This window comes from Pseudomonas sp. WS 5078, from assembly GCF_012985745.1.
GTDB lineage: Bacteria > Pseudomonadota > Gammaproteobacteria > Pseudomonadales > Pseudomonadaceae > Aquipseudomonas > Aquipseudomonas lundensis_A.
Genome location: NZ_JAAQWX010000007.1, coordinates 212,695 through 229,506, shown reverse-complemented (window position 1 = coordinate 229,506; position 16,812 = coordinate 212,695). Strand labels below are relative to the sequence as shown.

At 57.2% G+C, this 16,812-nt stretch carries 16 protein-coding genes; 5 read left to right on the top strand and 11 right to left on the bottom strand.

Annotated elements, in window-relative coordinates:
- Nucleotides 1–337: 337 nt before the first annotated feature.
- Nucleotides 338–2,026, bottom strand: coding sequence for a long-chain-fatty-acid--CoA ligase FadD2 (gene fadD2, locus HBN68_RS12215; protein ID WP_094994243.1), 1,689 nt, complete (start codon nucleotides 2,024–2,026; stop codon nucleotides 338–340).
- Between the two features lie 208 nt (nucleotides 2,027–2,234).
- On the opposite strand from fadD2, the gene HBN68_RS12210 reads away from it, so the two are divergent.
- Together HBN68_RS12210 and HBN68_RS12205 are read left to right on the top strand one after the other, a co-directional pair.
- A complete protein-coding gene (locus HBN68_RS12210) occupies nucleotides 2,235–3,179 on the top strand; it encodes an alpha/beta hydrolase (protein ID WP_169964245.1) in 945 nt (314 codons plus the stop codon).
- 71 nt (nucleotides 3,180–3,250) lie between these two features.
- Entirely contained in the window at nucleotides 3,251–3,721 is a 471-nt protein-coding gene (locus HBN68_RS12205) for a MaoC family dehydratase (protein WP_094994241.1), read from the top strand.
- A 57-nt stretch (nucleotides 3,722–3,778) separates the two neighbouring features.
- On the opposite strand, the gene HBN68_RS12200 is transcribed toward HBN68_RS12205, so the two are convergent.
- Nucleotides 3,779–4,246 carry a PA2169 family four-helix-bundle protein gene (locus tag HBN68_RS12200; RefSeq protein WP_094994240.1) on the bottom strand — a complete coding sequence of 156 codons (468 nt, stop codon included), beginning with the start codon at nucleotides 4,244–4,246 and terminating at the stop codon, nucleotides 3,779–3,781.
- Nucleotides 4,247–4,454: 208 nt separating this feature from the next.
- Here HBN68_RS12200 and HBN68_RS12195 point away from each other — a divergent pair, with 208 nt between their 5' ends.
- On the top strand, nucleotides 4,455–4,691 hold the full coding sequence (locus tag HBN68_RS12195; RefSeq protein WP_019693207.1) for a DUF3820 family protein: 237 nt from the start codon (nucleotides 4,455–4,457) through the stop codon (nucleotides 4,689–4,691).
- 12 nt (nucleotides 4,692–4,703) lie between these two features.
- Nucleotides 4,704–5,891 carry an aminotransferase class V-fold PLP-dependent enzyme gene (locus HBN68_RS12190; protein ID WP_094994239.1) on the top strand — a complete coding sequence of 396 codons (1,188 nt, stop codon included), beginning with the start codon at nucleotides 4,704–4,706 and terminating at the stop codon, nucleotides 5,889–5,891.
- A gap of 80 nt (nucleotides 5,892–5,971) precedes the next feature.
- Here HBN68_RS12190 and HBN68_RS12185 read toward each other — a convergent pair whose 3' ends face one another.
- The 3 genes from HBN68_RS12185 to zwf are packed head-to-tail and all read right to left on the bottom strand — an operon-like array spanning nucleotide 5,972 to nucleotide 8,824.
- A complete protein-coding gene (locus HBN68_RS12185; RefSeq protein WP_070412592.1) occupies nucleotides 5,972–6,637 on the bottom strand; it encodes a bifunctional 4-hydroxy-2-oxoglutarate aldolase/2-dehydro-3-deoxy-phosphogluconate aldolase in 666 nt (221 codons plus the stop codon).
- Between the two features lie 17 nt (nucleotides 6,638–6,654).
- Nucleotides 6,655–7,368, bottom strand: a complete 714-nt coding sequence (gene pgl, locus HBN68_RS12180) for a 6-phosphogluconolactonase (protein ID WP_169964243.1) — start codon at nucleotides 7,366–7,368, stop codon at nucleotides 6,655–6,657.
- The gene (gene zwf, locus HBN68_RS12175; RefSeq protein WP_094994237.1) at nucleotides 7,355–8,824 is read right to left on the bottom strand and encodes a glucose-6-phosphate dehydrogenase; all 1,470 of its coding nucleotides are present in this window, start codon (nucleotides 8,822–8,824) and stop codon (nucleotides 7,355–7,357) included. The genes pgl and zwf overlap by 14 nt, the downstream gene beginning before the upstream one ends.
- Before the next feature lie 209 nt (nucleotides 8,825–9,033).
- Between zwf and HBN68_RS12170 the strand changes: the two genes are divergently transcribed.
- Nucleotides 9,034–9,894 carry a MurR/RpiR family transcriptional regulator gene (locus tag HBN68_RS12170; RefSeq protein ID WP_169835829.1) on the top strand — a complete coding sequence of 287 codons (861 nt, stop codon included), beginning with the start codon at nucleotides 9,034–9,036 and terminating at the stop codon, nucleotides 9,892–9,894.
- Between the two features lie 33 nt (nucleotides 9,895–9,927).
- Here the strand turns inward: HBN68_RS12170 and HBN68_RS12165 are convergent, their stop codons facing one another.
- The 6 genes from HBN68_RS12165 to HBN68_RS12140 all read right to left on the bottom strand — a co-directional run bounded on the left by HBN68_RS12165 (nucleotide 9,928) and on the right by HBN68_RS12140 (nucleotide 16,599).
- Nucleotides 9,928–10,791, bottom strand: coding sequence for a D-hexose-6-phosphate mutarotase (locus HBN68_RS12165; RefSeq protein ID WP_169964241.1), 864 nt, complete (start codon nucleotides 10,789–10,791; stop codon nucleotides 9,928–9,930).
- A 98-nt stretch (nucleotides 10,792–10,889) separates the two neighbouring features.
- Nucleotides 10,890–12,227: a carbohydrate porin gene (locus HBN68_RS12160; protein WP_262373509.1), complete on the bottom strand. Its 1,338-nt coding sequence runs from the start codon at nucleotides 12,225–12,227 to the stop codon at nucleotides 10,890–10,892.
- A gap of 86 nt (nucleotides 12,228–12,313) precedes the next feature.
- Complete coding sequence (locus tag HBN68_RS12155) at nucleotides 12,314–13,474, bottom strand: ABC transporter ATP-binding protein (RefSeq protein WP_169964239.1); 1,161 nt, start codon at nucleotides 13,472–13,474, stop codon at nucleotides 12,314–12,316.
- A 3-nt stretch (nucleotides 13,475–13,477) separates the two neighbouring features.
- On the bottom strand, nucleotides 13,478–14,314 hold the full coding sequence (locus HBN68_RS12150; RefSeq protein WP_047277053.1) for a carbohydrate ABC transporter permease: 837 nt from the start codon (nucleotides 14,312–14,314) through the stop codon (nucleotides 13,478–13,480).
- The gene (locus tag HBN68_RS12145; protein ID WP_094994232.1) at nucleotides 14,307–15,215 is read right to left on the bottom strand and encodes a sugar ABC transporter permease; all 909 of its coding nucleotides are present in this window, start codon (nucleotides 15,213–15,215) and stop codon (nucleotides 14,307–14,309) included. The genes HBN68_RS12150 and HBN68_RS12145 overlap by 8 nt, the downstream gene beginning before the upstream one ends.
- Before the next feature lie 106 nt (nucleotides 15,216–15,321).
- Nucleotides 15,322–16,599, bottom strand: a complete 1,278-nt coding sequence (locus HBN68_RS12140; RefSeq protein WP_169964237.1) for an ABC transporter substrate-binding protein — start codon at nucleotides 16,597–16,599, stop codon at nucleotides 15,322–15,324.
- Nucleotides 16,600–16,812 lie beyond the last annotated feature (213 nt).

Sequence of the window (16,812 nt, the reverse complement as noted above, 5' to 3'; positions counted from 1 at the left end):
TCAGCGACGCGAATTCTTCACCGCATTTGATGCGGTTATTATTTGTTTGATTTTTATAATTGATAACTCTGGCTTTTTACTTACCGAGAAGTCACAAAGCGCGCCGAGAGTAGCAGCTTTGCCAAAGGCCGCCTAGAGCCAAAAATGGGCTCCAAAGTCACCAACCTGACTGTAGGACAATCCTAAGTCATCATTAGAATATAAACTCTATAACGTTCAAAACCCTTCTGCGCCGGGCCTTTCAGCACGACAAACAGGTGTTGAATGCATGAATGAGGACGAATAAAAACGCCCGTTTACTTTCCATAAACGGGCGTTTGTCGCCTCCTTGAACGAATCAGGCGATATCACGTAACTCGCGGCGCAAAATCTTGCCTACCGGGGACATGGGCAATGCGTCGCGTACGACGATTTGTTTTGGGACTTTATAACCGGTGAAATTGTCTTTGCAGTACGCCTTAAGTTCTTCAACGGTGATGCCGCCCGCACGCGCCACCACAAACAATTTGACTGCCTCGCCCGTGCGCTCGTCCGGCACGCCGATGACTGCACAGTTCGCCACTTGAGGGTGGGCCATGACGACGTCTTCGATTTCATTGGGGTACACATTGAAACCGGAGACGATAATCAGGTCTTTTTTGCGGTCCACAATCCGCACAAAACCGTCGGGATCAATCACGGCCACATCGCCGGTCTTGAACCAGCCTTCCGCGTCCAGCACCTCAGCAGTCGCCTGCGGATTCTGCCAGTACCCCTTCATCACCTGCGGGCCCTTGACGCACAACTCACCGCGCTCTCCAAGGCCAAGATCGACGCCGTCATCGCTGATGACTTTCATCGCTGTGCCCGGCACTGGCGTACCGACAGTGCCGAGCCGTGCCAATGAGCCACACGGGTTGGCGCTGGCCACCGGTGATGTTTCCGTCAAACCATAACCCTCGACGATGCGGCAACCGGTGAGTTTCTCCCAGCGCTCGGCCGTGGCCTTGACCAATGCCGTACCGCCGGAGTTGGTGACTTTTAGCCCCGAGAAATCCAGCGCCTTGAAGTCCGGGTGATCCATCAACGCCACGAACAGCGTGTTGAGCCCCAAAAACGCCGTGAAACGCCAGTTGTTGAGCTCTTTGACAAAGCCCTTGATGTCGCGGGGATTGGTGATCAGCACGTTGTGGTTGCCCGTCACCATCATGCACATGCAATTGGCGGTGAACGCGTAGATATGGTAGAGCGGCAACGGCGCGATCATGATTTCACGGCCGTCGCGAAGGATCGACTGGCCTTGCGCGTCGTGCTGGGACAGGCACCCGCGAACTTGCAGCATGTTGGCAACCAGGTTGCCGTGGGTGAGCATCGCGCCCTTGGGTAAACCGGTGGTGCCGCCGGTGTATTGCAGCACGGCAATATCGTCGAGGGTCGCGCTCAGGGATTGAAGGGGCTGGCCCGCACCACGCTGCAAAACGGTTTTGAACGAAATTGCCTGCGGCACGCTATAGGGCGGTACGAGCTTTTTGACCTTGTCGACCACCAGGTTGGTCACCCAGCCCTTAACGACGGGCATCATGTCGCCCATTTTTGCTTCAATCAGGTAATCGATTTCGGTGTCTTGCAGGACTTCCTGCACCCGCTTGCCGAACATGTTCAAGTACACCAGCGCACGAATGCCGGCGCTCTGGAACTGATGACGCATTTCACGGGAGGTGTACAGCGGGTTGGTGTTGACCACTACCAGACCTGCCCGCAGCGCACCAAACACGGCAATCGGGTATTGCAAGATATTGGGCATTTGCACCGCGATGCGGTCGCCCGGCTTAAGGTCGGTGTGCTGCTGCAAATAACCGGCAAAGGCCGCACTGTAACGCTCAAGCTCGGCATAGGTGAGGGTCACGCCCAGATTGCTGAAGGCGGGCCGGTCGGCGAATTTCTTGCAGGAGCGTTCAAACACATCCACGACCGACGAAAAGGCCGTCATATCGATGTCCAGCGGTACACCGGCGGGACGTTTGTCATTCCAGAAATCAGGTTGCATTGTTTTTATCCTCTTACCTGAGCGAGTCTGGCCGCCTCTTTCATGCACTAAAAAGCGGAACCTGCGGACGTTAACAGTTCTCAAGTAGTAGGCAAATACAGCGATCTTCGCCATTTACATCTTGAATTGTTTTGCTGCAAGCAGGCTGTTAAGTGGCCAGCACGCAAATGCGCTATACACTGCTACGACTCGCGAGGAAGGACTCACCATGACCACGGACAGTTTTTGGCTGGATGCAAACGACCGCACCGGTCTTTTCGTCAATCGCTGGCTGCCCACTGGCGCAGCCAAAGCCATTGTGTTGCTGGCCCATGGCATGGCAGAACATGGCGGGCGCTACGCACGCCTCGGCCGCGCCCTGTGCGACGCCGGTTTTGGCCTGTATGTTCACGATCAGCGCGGCCACGGCAAGACCGCTGAAGGCGGCACGCCGGGCTATTTTGCCGATCACGATGGCTGGTGCGCAGTGGTCAGCGACGTGGCAAGCCTGCAACAGCACATTAACCAGGCGCATCCTGGCATCCCTGTGTTTTTGCTGGGGCACAGCATGGGCAGCTACATTGCCCAGTCCTATTTAGTGCACCACAGCGCCAGCCTGCACGGCGCGATCCTCAGTGCATCGAACTTTCAGCCAGTCATGCTTTACCGTGCTGCCAGCCTGATTGCCCATGTTGAACGCTGCCGTCAGGGACCCAAGGGGCGCAGTGCGCTGATCGAATGGCTGTCGTTCGGTTCGTTCAACAAAGCCTTCACACCCAATCGCACCCGCTATGACTGGCTCAGCCGTGACCCTGCCGAGGTCGATGCCTATGCGGCAGACCCGCTGTGCGGGTTTCGCTGTACCAATCAACTCTGGATCGATCTGCTGGACGGCTTACAGCAAATCAGCAAACCCGCGAACCTGTCACAGATCGACGCGAGCCTGCCAATACTGGTCATCGGCGGAGAATGTGATCCGGTCAGTGCAGGCAAGCGTCTCACTGACCTGGCCAATGCATTACGCCAATCGGGCAATCCGTCTGTGCAACTGAAGGTGTACCCGCAGGCGCGGCACGAACTGTTTAATGAAACCAACCGCAACGCGGTGATGGACGACGTAATTGCCTGGCTGGAAGAGGCGCTGAGCCGCCCGCGGCCCGTTCGCAGCGAATGAACACCATTTATTTAAAAAGCCTTTAAAATCAAACACTTGAAATTAAATACCCGGCACAGGACATGCGCTAGATGACTCAGGTTACCAACACCCCGTACGAAGCTCTCGAAGTCGGCCAGACGGCCAGCTACAGCAAGACTGTGGAAGAGCGTGACATTCAACTGTTTGCGGCCATGTCCGGCGACCACAACCCGGTCCACCTTGACCCCGAGTTCGCCGCCGCCACCATGTTCAAGGAACGCATTGCGCACGGCATGTTCAGCGGAGCGCTGATCAGCGCAGCCGTCGCCTGCGAGTTACCCGGCCCCGGTACCATCTATATCGGCCAGCAAATGAGCTTCCAAAAACCGGTAAAAATTGGCGACACCCTCACCGTTCGCCTGGAAATTCTGGAAAAACTACCGAAGTTTCGCGTCCGTATTGCTACCCGCGTATTCAACCAGCGCGACGAACTGGTGGTGGACGGTGAGGCAGAAATCCTCGCCCCACGTAAACAACAGACCGTCACCCTGCCGACATTGCCAACAATCAGCATTGGTTAAATGACGCGCACAAAAAACGCCGGCTAACCGGCGTTTTTTTTTCATTTCAGGCTGCACTCAAGACTGAGCGCGGGCCTGATTGCGCAACGCTTTCACTTGGTCGTGGTTACGTTGTACACCGTGGTACTGGCGCTCTACCAGGTCACGGATGCCCACCAGATTATGCTTATTGATTGTTTCGATGGCGTCTTTGTAAGCCTTCAGCGCATGGTCTTCACCGCGCTCGGCTTCATTCAACACAGCCTCTTCATCCTTACCGGTAAACATGGACTTCACGTCCACCCAACGGCGGTGCAAATCACCGGCAACGCTGGTGCTGGTCTCCGGGTCGCCGCCCATGCTGCGCACGGCAGCCTGGAGTTCTGCCGCTGCGGCGGCGCAATCAGCGGAGCGCTTGGCGAACAAGGCTTTTAGCTCAGGGTGCTTAATGTCTTCTGCACAGGTTTTGAAACCTTCCTGGCCGTCTTTGCTGGTTTCGATCAGATCGTTCAAAACTTTGATGGATTCTTTATTGATGTCAGTCATTGTTCAATTCCTTACAAGGTTGAGGATCGTGCAATAGAGATTGCATGGCCCGTGCCAGACTTTTTATTTTTAAAAATACCTTTAAAAACAATGACTTAGTAATTAACTGAACTTCTGTATCCGGTTTTTTTGCATGATCTGTCAATTGGCCTGCATGCAGAATGCCTGTATTTTCCTGTTCAACGTTTCACGTAAGAAAGGCCGAACCATGAACCCCGAAAAACTCGAACTGCTGGTGACCCGCGAAATGCCGTTCGGCAAATATAAAGGCAGAATCATTGCCGACTTGCCCGGCCAGTACCTCAATTGGTTTGCGCGCGAAGGGTTCCCTCATGGAGAGCTGGGTGGTTTGCTGGCCTTGATGCAAGAAATCGATCACAACGGGTTGTCCGACCTGCTTGACCCGTTGCGTGCCAAACACGGAAAACCCAAACCCCGCCATTGACAGAGCGCCTCTATGCCAAGGATTGAAGATAACGCCCGCGACGAACACTTCTGGCACGCCATCACACAACGCTACGACTTGGCCCCCGGCCCGATCAATCTGGAGAACGGCTACTTTGGGCGCATGACCCGTGGCGTCGCGCAGGACTATGAGCGTCAGGTCGACTTCATTAACCGCAGCAACGCAGTGCATGTACGCCAGCGGTTTGATAACACGCAAAACCTGGAAATCCGCGATCAATTGGCCAACGTGCTCAAGGTCAGTCCTGCCAGCATTGCCCTGACCAACCGCGCATCAGATGCGTTGCAATCGCTGATCCGCAACTACAAGGGCTTGCAGCCCGGGGATCAGCTGCTGATCTGCGACCTCGAATACCACAGCGTTGAGTACGCCATGCGCTGGGTGGCGCAACAACGAGGGCTGGACGTCATTGAGATCACCCATGCCCATCCCGCCACGTACGAGAGCCTGCTGAACAGCTACCGCGAAGCCTTTGCGCAAAACCCGCGCATCAAACTGATGGCCCTGACCCATGTCACCCATCGCACCGGGCTGGTGATGCCAGTGCAGGCGATTATCGAATTGGCCAGAGAGCATGGTGTCGAGGTCATCCTGGACGGCGCTCATGCGCTGGGGCAGATCGAATTTGACCTGCCTGCCATGGGTGTCGCGTTTGCCGGGTTCAACCTGCACAAATGGATCGGGGCGCCGCTGACACTGGGGTTTATGTACATCGACCCGCAACGGCTGGCCGACATTGAACCGGACATGGGCAGCCAGCACTACCCCGAGCCAGACATCCGCAACCGCGCCCCTTACGGTACGCCTAATATTCCGGCCTGGTTGACCTTGCCCAAGGTGCTGCAAGAACACATCGACCTGGGGGGGGCACCGGTCAAGGGCGCACGCCTCAAGTACCTGCGTGATCTGTGGGTCAGTGAAGCGCGCAGATTGCCGGGTATCGAAGTACTGACGCCGGATGACCCGCGGCTGTATTGCGCCATTACTTCGATGCGCTTTACCCACGTGGACGATCAGCAGCCGATGGTTGAGCGCCTGCTTAAGGACTACAACATTTTTACCGTGGCGCGTAATGGCTCGGCGTGTGGCAGTTGCATTCGCATCACCGTAGGGTTGGCCACGACGCTGGATGACATCCATCAGTTGATCCGGGCCTTGCGAGAGATGGCGCAGGGCTAAATATCACAGGCAAAAAAAAGGTGCGCCGACCAAGCGCACCGAAAAACCGTAGAACACACAACACATTCGTTACAAAAGAATCAGTCCAGCAAGGCCAGGGCTTCAGCTGTGCACTCCTGAATGCGACTCCAATCGCCGTTTTTGATCCACTCGCTGTCGAGCATCCAGCTGCCGCCGACACACATCACGTTTTTCAACGCCATGTAGCTGCGGATATTGGCCGGGCTGACGCCACCGGTCGGGCAGAATTTCACTTCACCGAATGGCCCGCCCAGTGCCTTGATGGCCGCCACGCCACCGCTCACCTCTGCCGGGAACAGTTTGAAACGGCGATAACCCAGCCCGTAACCTTCCATGATCCCCGACGCGTTGCTGATACCGGGCAGCAGTGGAATATCGCTGGCCACACTGGCTTGCAGCAGGTCGCGGGTGATGCCCGGCGTCACGATAAATTGCGAACCCGCTTCTTCTGCAGCAGCCAGCATATGACGGTCCAGAATGGTGCCCGCACCGGTCACCAGCTCAGGGCGCTGATCACGCAGGATGCGAATCGCCTCCAGGCCAAACGCCGAACGCAGCGTGACTTCAAGGGCAGTGAGACCGCCCGCTGCCAGCGCATCGGCCAGCGGCAGAATGTCCTGCTTACGCGCAATGGTGATGACCGGCAGGATCCGGGCCTTGGCACACAGCGCATCGATCAGGGCGACTTTCTCAGCCATCGAAACGTTCGGGGTGGTTGTTTGCATGGCAGCTGATCCTTGGCTCATGGGCACCAGTAAATCTCTAACGTGGGTTGCAGAAAGGCACGAATCGGCAAGGCAGCAACATCAGTGCCGGCCAATGCCGTGTCAAGGGTGTTCAATTTGGCCTGCCCCTGAATCGACAGCACGGTGTGCTTTGCGCTGCTCAGCAGGCTACGGCTCATGCTCAGGCGCTGATGGGGCACGGTAGGCGCCAACATGGGCCAGCAACGACGCGGGTTATCCAGGTCTAAAGCGCTGGCCAGATTCGGGCTGTCCGGGAACAACGAGGCGGTGTGACCGTCATCGCCCATGCCGAGGATCAGCACGTCAATCGGCGGCAACTCGGCCAACTGGCGATCCGCTTGTTGTGCGGCCTCCTCAAGATTGGCCGCCACGTTGTATAAACCCACAAAGCGCGCCTTGGCTGCCGGGCCTTGCAGTAAATGCTTTTTAAGCAGGCCTGCGTTGCTGTCGGCATGTTCAACCGGCACCCAACGCTCATCGGCCAGACTGACCACTACGTGTGACCAGTCCACAGGCTGTTCAATCAGGCTGTGAAAAAACGCCACCGGGCTACGCCCGCCCGACACCACCAGCGTGGCGACGCCCTGCTTTTTAATCGCGTTGTTCAGTTGCAGGGCCACTGCCGCGGCCAATGTATCTGCCAACACGGCCGGAGCCGTGAAGGTGTGCGCATGGACGCCTTCAGGCAGTTTCAAATCAGATGTCGCCATACCAGGACCTCCCGTCTCGGGTAATCAGGGCAATGGAACTCATCGGTCCCCAGGAGCCCGCCGCGTAAGGCTTGGGCGCATCGCCAGACTTCTTCCAGCCGGCGATCAACTGGTCGCACCATTTCCATGCCGCTTCAATTTCGTCTTTGCGCACAAACAGGTTTTGATTACCGCGCATGACTTCCAGCAATAGACGCTCGTAAGCGTCCGGGACCCGCGCACTGTGATACGTGTCGGAAAAATTCAATTGCAGCGGACCGCTGCGCAACTGCATGCCTTTGTCCAGGCCCTGGTCTTTGGTCATCACACGCAAAGAAATGCCTTCGTCCGGTTGCAGGCGAATGATCAGCTTGTTGCCGATTTGCAGACGCTGCTCAGGGGCGAAGATGTAGTGCGAGGGTTCTTTAAAGTGAATGACGATCTGCGACAGCTTCTGTGGCATGCGTTTACCGGTGCGCAGGTAAAACGGCACACCCGCCCACCGCCAGTTACGGATGTCGGCACGCAGCGCGACGAAGGTTTCGGTGTCGCTCTGGGTGTTGGAATTCTCCTCCTCCAGATAGCCCGGCACCGACTGCCCTTCGCTGTACCCGGCGATGTACTGGCCGCGTACAACCTGGGTGGTCAGACCCTCCGGGGTGATCGGTGCCAGCGCCTTGAGCACCTTGACTTTCTCATCACGAATGCTGTCGGCCGAAAGGTCCGCCGGCGGGTCCATGGCAATCAGGCACAACAGCTGCAACAGGTGGTTCTGGATCATGTCGCGCAGTTGACCGGCCTTGTCGAAATAGCCCCAGCGCCCTTCGATCCCGACCTTCTCCGCCACAGTGATTTCCACGTGGGAGATGTAACGCTGGTTCCACTGGGTTTCGAACAGGCTGTTGGCAAAACGCAGAGCGATCAGGTTCTGGACGGTGTCTTTGCCCAGGTAGTGGTCGATACGGTAGATACGGTTCTCGGGGAAGAACTGCGCAACGGCATCATTGACCTTGCGCGAAGATTCGAGGTCCGAACCGATCGGTTTTTCCAGCACCACACGGGTATTTTCGGTCAGGCCGACGCGGGACAAGTTTTCGCAAATGGCCCCGTACACCGACGCCGGGGTGGCGAAATAAGCGATCAAACGTTGTGCAGCGCCGGCCTGTTCGGCCAATGCCACGTAATCGTCCGTCTTGAGAAAGTCCACATGCAGGTAGCTCAATCTGGCCAGAAAGCGGCTGATGGCCTGGTCTTCGATTTCCTTGTCGCCCACGTACTGGCGCAACTGGCTGTCGATATGGGCCAGATGCGTGAGGGCGTCACCCGGCTCGCGGGCCAGTGCCAGAATGCGCGTGTTGTCATGCAACAGACCGGCACGATCCAGTTGATATAAAGCAGGGAACAATTTGCGCAGTGCCAGATCGCCAAGGGCGCCAAACAAGGCAAAGGTGCACGGTTCAACCGTAATCGAAGACATGATGTTGGTTCTTTTATCAAGTTAAGCTACAAATACCTTTTTTCAAGGCATCACTCAAGGAGAAATGTAGTAATAAACACAACATTTTCTCTAAATGCAGATTGCTACTAGTGGTGGTATCGGGCCAACAGTAGGATAGGCCACCTTCCAGCGCCGCATTCACGTGCGGCTCTTTTGCATCGACGCCCCAAGGAACATAAATGGACCGCGTGCGCAATTTACTCGAACAAATCAAAGGCCGCCTCGAAGAGCTGAACAAGGCCGAGCGCAAAGTGGCCGAAGTCATTCTGCAAAACCCGCAGCAGGCGACCCGTTTCAGCATCGCGGCGCTGGCCCAGGCCGCGTCGGTCAGCGAACCGACCGTCAACCGTTTCTGCCGCTCATTCGGCGTCAGCGGTTACCCCGAGCTCAAGCTGCAACTGGCGCAAAGCCTGGCCAGCGGCGCCGCGTATGTCAGCCGCGCCGTGGAAGCGGACGACAACCCCGCCGCTTACACCCAGAAAATTTTTGGCAGCGCCATCGCCTCGCTGGACAGTGCGTGCCAGGCACTGGACCCAAACCTGATCAGCCGCGCCGTGGACCTGTTGATTCAAGCCCGGCAGATCCACTTTTTCGGTCTCGGCGCCTCCGCCCCGGTCGCACTGGACGCCCAGCACAAATTTTTTCGCTTCAATTTGGCAGTCACGGCTCACGCGGATGTGCTGATGCAACGCATGATCGCCTCCGTGGCCCACACGGGCGAACTGTTTGTGATTATTTCGTACACCGGGCGCACCCGCGAACTGGTGGAAGTGGCCCGCATTGCACGGGCCAATGGCGCTTCCGTGCTGGGTTTGACGGCAGAAAACTCACCATTGGCCAAGGCCAGCACCTTGAGCCTGAACATTCCGCTGCCTGAGGACACGGACATCTACATGCCCATGACCTCACGCATTATCCAACTGACAGTGCTGGACGTGCTGGCAACCGGCATGACCCTGCGCCGTGGTGTGGATTTCCAGCCGCACCTGCGCAAAATCAAAGAAAGTCTCAACGCCAGCCGTTACCCGGTGGGCGATGAGCTGGAGTGAATGGCCTCCAGATCGCGGCCTGATCCCGGGCGATTACCCGGCACACAACCCCGCTCGCGCATGCAGGCTTAAATGCGCCTGTTCACCCGGCGCCAGGCTCTGATGCCGGGTGCCGCCACTGGTGGACTCGACACACACAAACCCCATGACTTCGCTCCAGCTGACGCCCAGCAACGGGCGTTTGCCAGGGTGCCACACCACGGTGTTGCCACTGTCGCCGGTATCAATGCTCAACGCACGCTGCCAGGCATGGTCGTTGAGCTGCATTTCACCGTCGTGGTGAAACACGCGCTGGCAACCGCCTTCCACCCGCAACTCGCCTTTTTGTTTACACGGCTCACGATTCAACTGGTCATACCCCACCACCCCGTCCAGCCCGGACAGCGCTACCTCAGCAACGTCACCAATACGCCAGTAAGCGCGTAGCGCCTGACTCATGTGGCAGGGTTCATCATCTTGATGCTCAGTACTCAGGCGCAATTCCATGTTCTCACCCAACCGGGCGTGCAAATCCACTTGCCAGTCGCACAACTGCAAACGCCAGTGCAGGCTTACGCCCTCTTCGTCCGCATGGCTGTCCAGCAACTTCCAGTCGATCAACCGCGCCCAACCATGGGACGGCCACGCATTTTCGCTTGGATGACGGCCGTACCAGGGCCAGCAGATCGGCACACCTCCGCGAATGGCGCCCACTTGCGGCCATTTCGCTGCACACCAGAGCCAAGGCTTTTGCCCGGTCGGCTTGAAGTGCAGCAACTGCGCGCCCTGACGACTGAACACGGCCTGACAATGGGGATGGTCGATTACCAGCACGTCGCGTTGCTGAAAGCGTTCCCACTGAAAAACAGGCTGTTCACGTTTGGATTTGAAAAAGCGATGAAGTGGATGCTCGTGCATGTGCCGCAGTCCTGAAAAATCATGCGTCGGGTTGGGCCGACCCGAAAAAAAGCGGATAGCCGAGGCTACCCGCTAGATAAAGCGCAAGCTTAGCGCAATTAGAACGTCGACTGAATTTTCAGCCCGGCGACCAATGCGTTATCAACGTTGTCCACGCCGCCCGGATGAGCGATGTATTGCAGGTTTGGACGCACGGTCAACCAATTGGTCACGTGGAAGCCGTAGTTGAGTTCGTAGTTGTACTCAGTGGAGCGCAAAGGCGAGTACAGCGGATCACTGTAATCGGTAGCGCCGATGGACGCGTTAATCAGCTCAGCGCTTTTCTTCACGTCATCGTTGACATGGATACGGGCTGCGCCGATGCCGATGTCATCTTTAGGACGCGCATCGAAAGGCCCTTTGTACACGAACATCAGCGACTGGTAGTTGTCGACGATGTTGGTGGCCTTGTCGTGAAAGGTAGCATTGGCAGCTACGTGCAGGCCGCGAGACGGGTCACCGTTGTGTTGCGTGAGCTGTTGCTGCACGACAAACCAGTAACCATGCTTGCTGTCGCGCACGCGGTAGCTTTGACCGTCATTGGTGAGGTCGACCCGCACGTCATCAGCCGGCGCGGTGCTCTTGTAGTAACCGACCCGGTACTCGCCCGGCAAATCGTTGACCTTGGGCGACCAGACCAATTCAACCGGCAAGACGGTGCCTTTGGTGCCGCTGCCACTCAGCTTGAAACCATTGCCGTGTTCGAGCTGCGACGGGTTCTGGTTGTAGGCGCCGATCTGCGCATAAAGCTCGGGCGTGATGTTGTACTTGACCCGCAACGCCGCCTGACTGACCGGCCAGTTGTACCAAATGTTGGTGGCCCAGTTGCCCACTTGGGAGCCGCAGAACGCCAGGTTCTGGAACTCGCAAGGGAAGGTATTGAAATCCTCGCCTTCGCCAAAGTACCCCGCTTTGACGTCCAGCTTACCTTCGAGGAACTGATGCTGGATCCACAATTGGGTCAAACGCACCATATGGCCACGGCCGTAGACTTCCTGCGAGGAACTCAACGTGCCTGCCCGCGGATCGCCTACGCGGTCATTGGAGATACTTTGGCCATTACGGTTTGTGAGCTGAATCTTGGCCTGGGTGTTATCCCATCCCCAGAGTTTTTCCAGGTCCAACGCCACGCCCAAACCAAACTGATCGCTGTAACGCGCCGTCTTGTCGTGGTTGTCCCCCCCATGCAGGTTGGCCCCCACTTCACCAACGTAATCCGCCTTGATGTCGATACCCTGCTCGATCAATTTGGTCCGCTCGCCGCCCCAGTCGCCTGTCATCCATTTCGAGTCGGCGCTGAAGGCTTCGGCCGCATAACTGCCGGTCGCACCCAAGCTGAGTGCGGCAATCACCGACAACTGGCAGGCCAGACGGGTGCGGGTCATTGTGTTGTTCATCCCTTGGATCCTCGTTGGTTTCTTATTGGCTTTGTTTAACGCGGCACCGCTCAAGAAGCACCTGATGACAGGCTCCCTGTACAGATTCAACGCCCCTTGAAATGCGCCACGTTATCCGCCCGGTTCTGCGCGGGGGGCGCACTCATTGCCCCCAATCGCTCACCTGTGTTTGCATCAAACAGTAGCACTTTCGCAGGATCGAACTGCAAGTTGAGGCTTTGACCGACCTGAGGCGCATCATCAGGGGCCAGACGGCAGCACACTTTGCTGCCATTGAGGTTCACAAACACCAGCGTGTCCGGCCCGGTGGGCTCTACCACCTGCACTTCAGCGCGGATGGTCGGCAGCCCATTGGGCTCGCTTGCCGCCAGCACGATCTGTTCGGCGCGAATACCAATGATCACGTCACGGTCTTCCAGACCCGCGTCACGCGTGCCCAACGGCAACTCGCAATGCGCCTGACCGCTGTCGAGCAACGCCAATAAGCGCCCTTCCTGGCGCTGTAAACGCAACGGGATGAAGTTCATCGGTGGCGAGCCAATAAAGCTGGCGACAAACAGGTTAGCCGGATCGTTGTAGATCTGTTTGGGGGTGCCGAACTGCTGGATGATGCCATCCTTCATTACCGCCACTTTGTCACCCAGGGTCATGGCTTCGATCTGGTCATGGGTGACATACACGGTGGTCGTTTTCAGGCGTTGATGCATCAACTTCATTTCGGTACGCATCTCGACCCGCAGCTTGGCGTCGAGGTTGGATAACGGCTCATCGAACAGATAGATCTTCGGCCGGCGAGCCAGCGCCCTGCCCATGGCCACGCGCTGCTGTTGCCCGCCCGACAGTTGGCCCGGCTTGCGATTGAGCAGGTGCTCGATTTGCAGCAACTTGGCCACCCGCGCCACTTCTTCATCAATGGCTGCAGTGCTCATTTTGCGAATCTTGAGGCCGAAAGCGATGTTGTCGCGCACGTTCATCGTCGGGTACAGCGCGTATGACTGAAACACCATGGCGATGTCACGATCCTTGGGGCTCATGCCACTGATGTCGGCATCGTCCACCAGAATCGCCCCGCCGCTGATGCTCTCCAGCCCCGCGATGCAGTTCATCAACGTGGATTTGCCGCACCCCGACGGGCCAACCAGAATTAGAAACTCGCCGTCGTCGATTTTCAGTTCGATGTTTTTCAGCGTGTCCGGCAAACCCTTGCCATAGGTTTTGTTGACGTTGCGTAATTCGAGCGTTGCCATGCGTTACCCCTTGACCGCGCCGGACGTCAGCCCGCGCAGGAAATACTTGCCCGCAAAAATGTAGACCAGCAGTGTCGGCAGCCCGGCAATCATGGCCGCAGCCATGTCGACGTTGTATTCCTTGGCCCCGGTGCTGGTGTTGACCAAATTGTTCAGCGCCACAGTGATGGGCTGCGCGTCGCCACTGGCAAACACCACGCCGAACAGAAAGTCGTTCCAGATTTGAGTGAACTGCCAGATCAGGCACACCATGATGATCGGCACCGACATCGGCAGCAGAATCCGCCCGAAAATCGTGAAGAACCCCGCACCGTCCAGACGCGCCGCCTTGACCAGTGCGTCGGGGATGCTTACGTAGTAGTTACGGAAAAACAGCGTAGTGAAGGCCAGCCCGTAGACGACGTGCACCAGCACCAGACCGGTGGTGGTGTTGGCCAGCCCCAGCTTGCCGATGGTGAACGAGGCTGGCAGCAAGACGGTCTGGAACGGCAGGAAGCAGCCGAACAACAGCAATCCGAAAAACAGCTGCGAGCCGCGAAAGCGCCACATCGACAGGACATACCCGTTCAGGGCGCCGATGAACGTGGAGATCAGCACCGCCGGAACGGTGATTTTGACCGAGTTCCAGAAATAGCCGCCCACCGTGTCCCAGGCCTTGATCCAGCCAATCCCGTCGATCACCTGCGGCCAGCTCAGCAGGTTGCCGGTGCGGATGTCTTCCGGGCTTTTGAAACTGGTGAGCAACATCACCACCAGAGGCACCAGATACACCGCTGCGGCGAGGATCAACGTGGCGTAAATCGCCAGACGGCTGAAGGTAAAACGCTGCGCATTAATCATGGCGTTTATTCCTCAGTTCGGAATACAGGTACGGCACCAGAATGGCCAGGATCGCCCCCAGCATCATGATTGCACTGGCAGAGCCGACGCCCATTTGCCCACGGCTGAACGTAAAGGAGTACATGAACATGGCCGGTAAGTCAGACGAGTAACCCGGCCCACCTGCGGTCATCGCGGACACCAGGTCAAAACTCTTGATCGCGATGTGCGACAGAATCATGAACGCGCTGAAAAAGACCGGACGCAGGCTGGGCAACACGATGCGTAAATAGATGGTCGGCAGGCTTGCACCATCGACTTGAGCGGCGCGAATGATAGATTGATCCACACCGCGCAACCCGGCCAAAAACATCGCCATCACAAACCCCGAGGCTTGCCACACGGCGGCGATCACCAGGCAGTACACCACACGGTCCTGATCCAGCAGCCAGTCGAACCGAAAGCCCTCCCACCCCCAGTCGCGGAGCATCTTGTCGAGGCCGAGCCCGGGATTGAGCAGCCATTTCCAGGCGGTACCGGTGACGATCATCGACAGCGCCATCGGGTACAGGTAAATGGTGCGAATGAAGCCTTCTTTGCGGATGCGCTGGTCGAGTAGCACGGCCAGAAACACGCCTAACACCAGGCTGATGGCAATGAACAAACCGCCAAACACTGCCAGGTTTTTACTGGCCACCCACCAGCGATCGTTTTCCATCAGGCGCACGTATTGCTGCATGCCCACCCATTTGTAGCTGGGCATGAAACTGGAGTTGGTGAACGACAGCACAAAGGTCCACAGAATGTAGCCATAGAAGCCAACCAATACGATCAGCATGCTGGGTGCCAATACCAACTTGGGCAACCAGCGTTGCAGCGCATCAAACGGCGAGGCTTTACTCAAAACAGCCACGGCACTCATCGAATTGCTCCCGAGAGGGTATGCCGGCATCTGCCACTGCAAATGCCGCACAAGCCGGGTAAATAAGAGGACGCCGCACGGGCGTGCGGCGGTTCATGTCAGCGGATTACTGGGCTGCCTTGATCGCTGCAAACAGTTTCTTGCCTGCCTTTGACGGGTCGGCGTTTTTGTCACTCATGAAGTTGGACACGGTGTCGAAGATCGCCCCCTGCACCGCCAGGGAGGTGGCCATGTTGTGGGCCATGCTTGGCACCTGGCCTTTTTCACCCGCGCCGGCAAAGTCTTTGGCCGAGGCTTGAGCACAGCTGTCGAACTTGCTCATGTCCAGGTCATTGCGAACCGGAATCGAGCCTTTGTTCTGGTTGAAGACGTACTGGAACTCAGGTTCCAGCGCGACTTTGGCCAGATCGTCACGTGCTGCATTGTTGCCGGGGGTGTCATTCTTTTTGGCCAGCTTGAACATCGCCAGTGAATCGATGTTGTAGCTGAAGCTGCCGTCGGTACCGGGGAATGGCACGCATTGGTAATCCGTGCCGGCTTTTTTGCCGGCCGCCGTCCATTCACTTTTCGCCCAGTCGCCCATGATCTGCATACCGGCCTTGCCGTTAATGACCTTGGCTGCTTCCAGGTTCCAGTCCTGCCCCGTGCCGTCCGGATCCATATAGCCCTTCAGCTTTTTCAGGTGGGTGAAGACTTCGGTCATCTGCGGGCTGGTCAACGTCCCTTCGTCGAGGTCTACAAAAGCCTTTTTGTAGCCCTCTGGCCCCATAACACTCAGCACCAGGTCCTCGAACACTGTGCTGTCCTGCCAGGGTTGTCCGCCGTGGGCCAATGGAATAAAACCGGCCGCTTTGAGCTTGTCGCCTGCGGCATACAGTTCATCCAGGGTGGTAGGCGCCTTTTCGATACCGGCGCTCTTGAAGACTTCAGGGTTGATCCACAGCCAGTTCACACGATGGATGTTCACCGGTACGGCTACGTAGTGGCCGTCGTACTTCATGGTGTCGGAGACCGTTTTGGGGAGCAGCTTTTCCCAGTTGTTGGTCTTTGCCACTTCATCCACGTTGGTCAGCAAGCCGAGGGAGGCCCAGTCCTGAATATCGGGTCCCTTGATTTGCGCGGCAGACGGCGGGTTACCCGACACGGCACGGGTCTTGAGCACGGTCATGGCCGCTGCGCCACCGCCCCCTGCCACCGCGCTGTCCTGCCAGGTGTAGCCGTCTTTTTCGACCAGCTTTTTCAGCACATCGACTGCTTTGGCTTCGCCACCTGACGTCCACCAGTGCACCACTTCAACGTTACCGTTGGTGTCGGCTGCATAGGCATTGAGAGGGAAAATGGAGGCGAGAGAAATAACAAGGGCGAGGCGATTGAACGCGTTCATCGGTAGACCTTTCTTGTTGTTATGACGGGGCAAGTCTGGTGCTTGCGCTTGGGTCGAGTGTAGTCATCCGGCATTGGCCGCACGTAACGAAGAGATGCGTCTTTGTCACCATCCAGTGACAAAGCACGTAAATACGATCGTTTTAAACAGCATTCACGTACTACAAGCTGGTGAATCTGAAAAAAAGAAGATTCTTTTCCATCAGACGTGTAA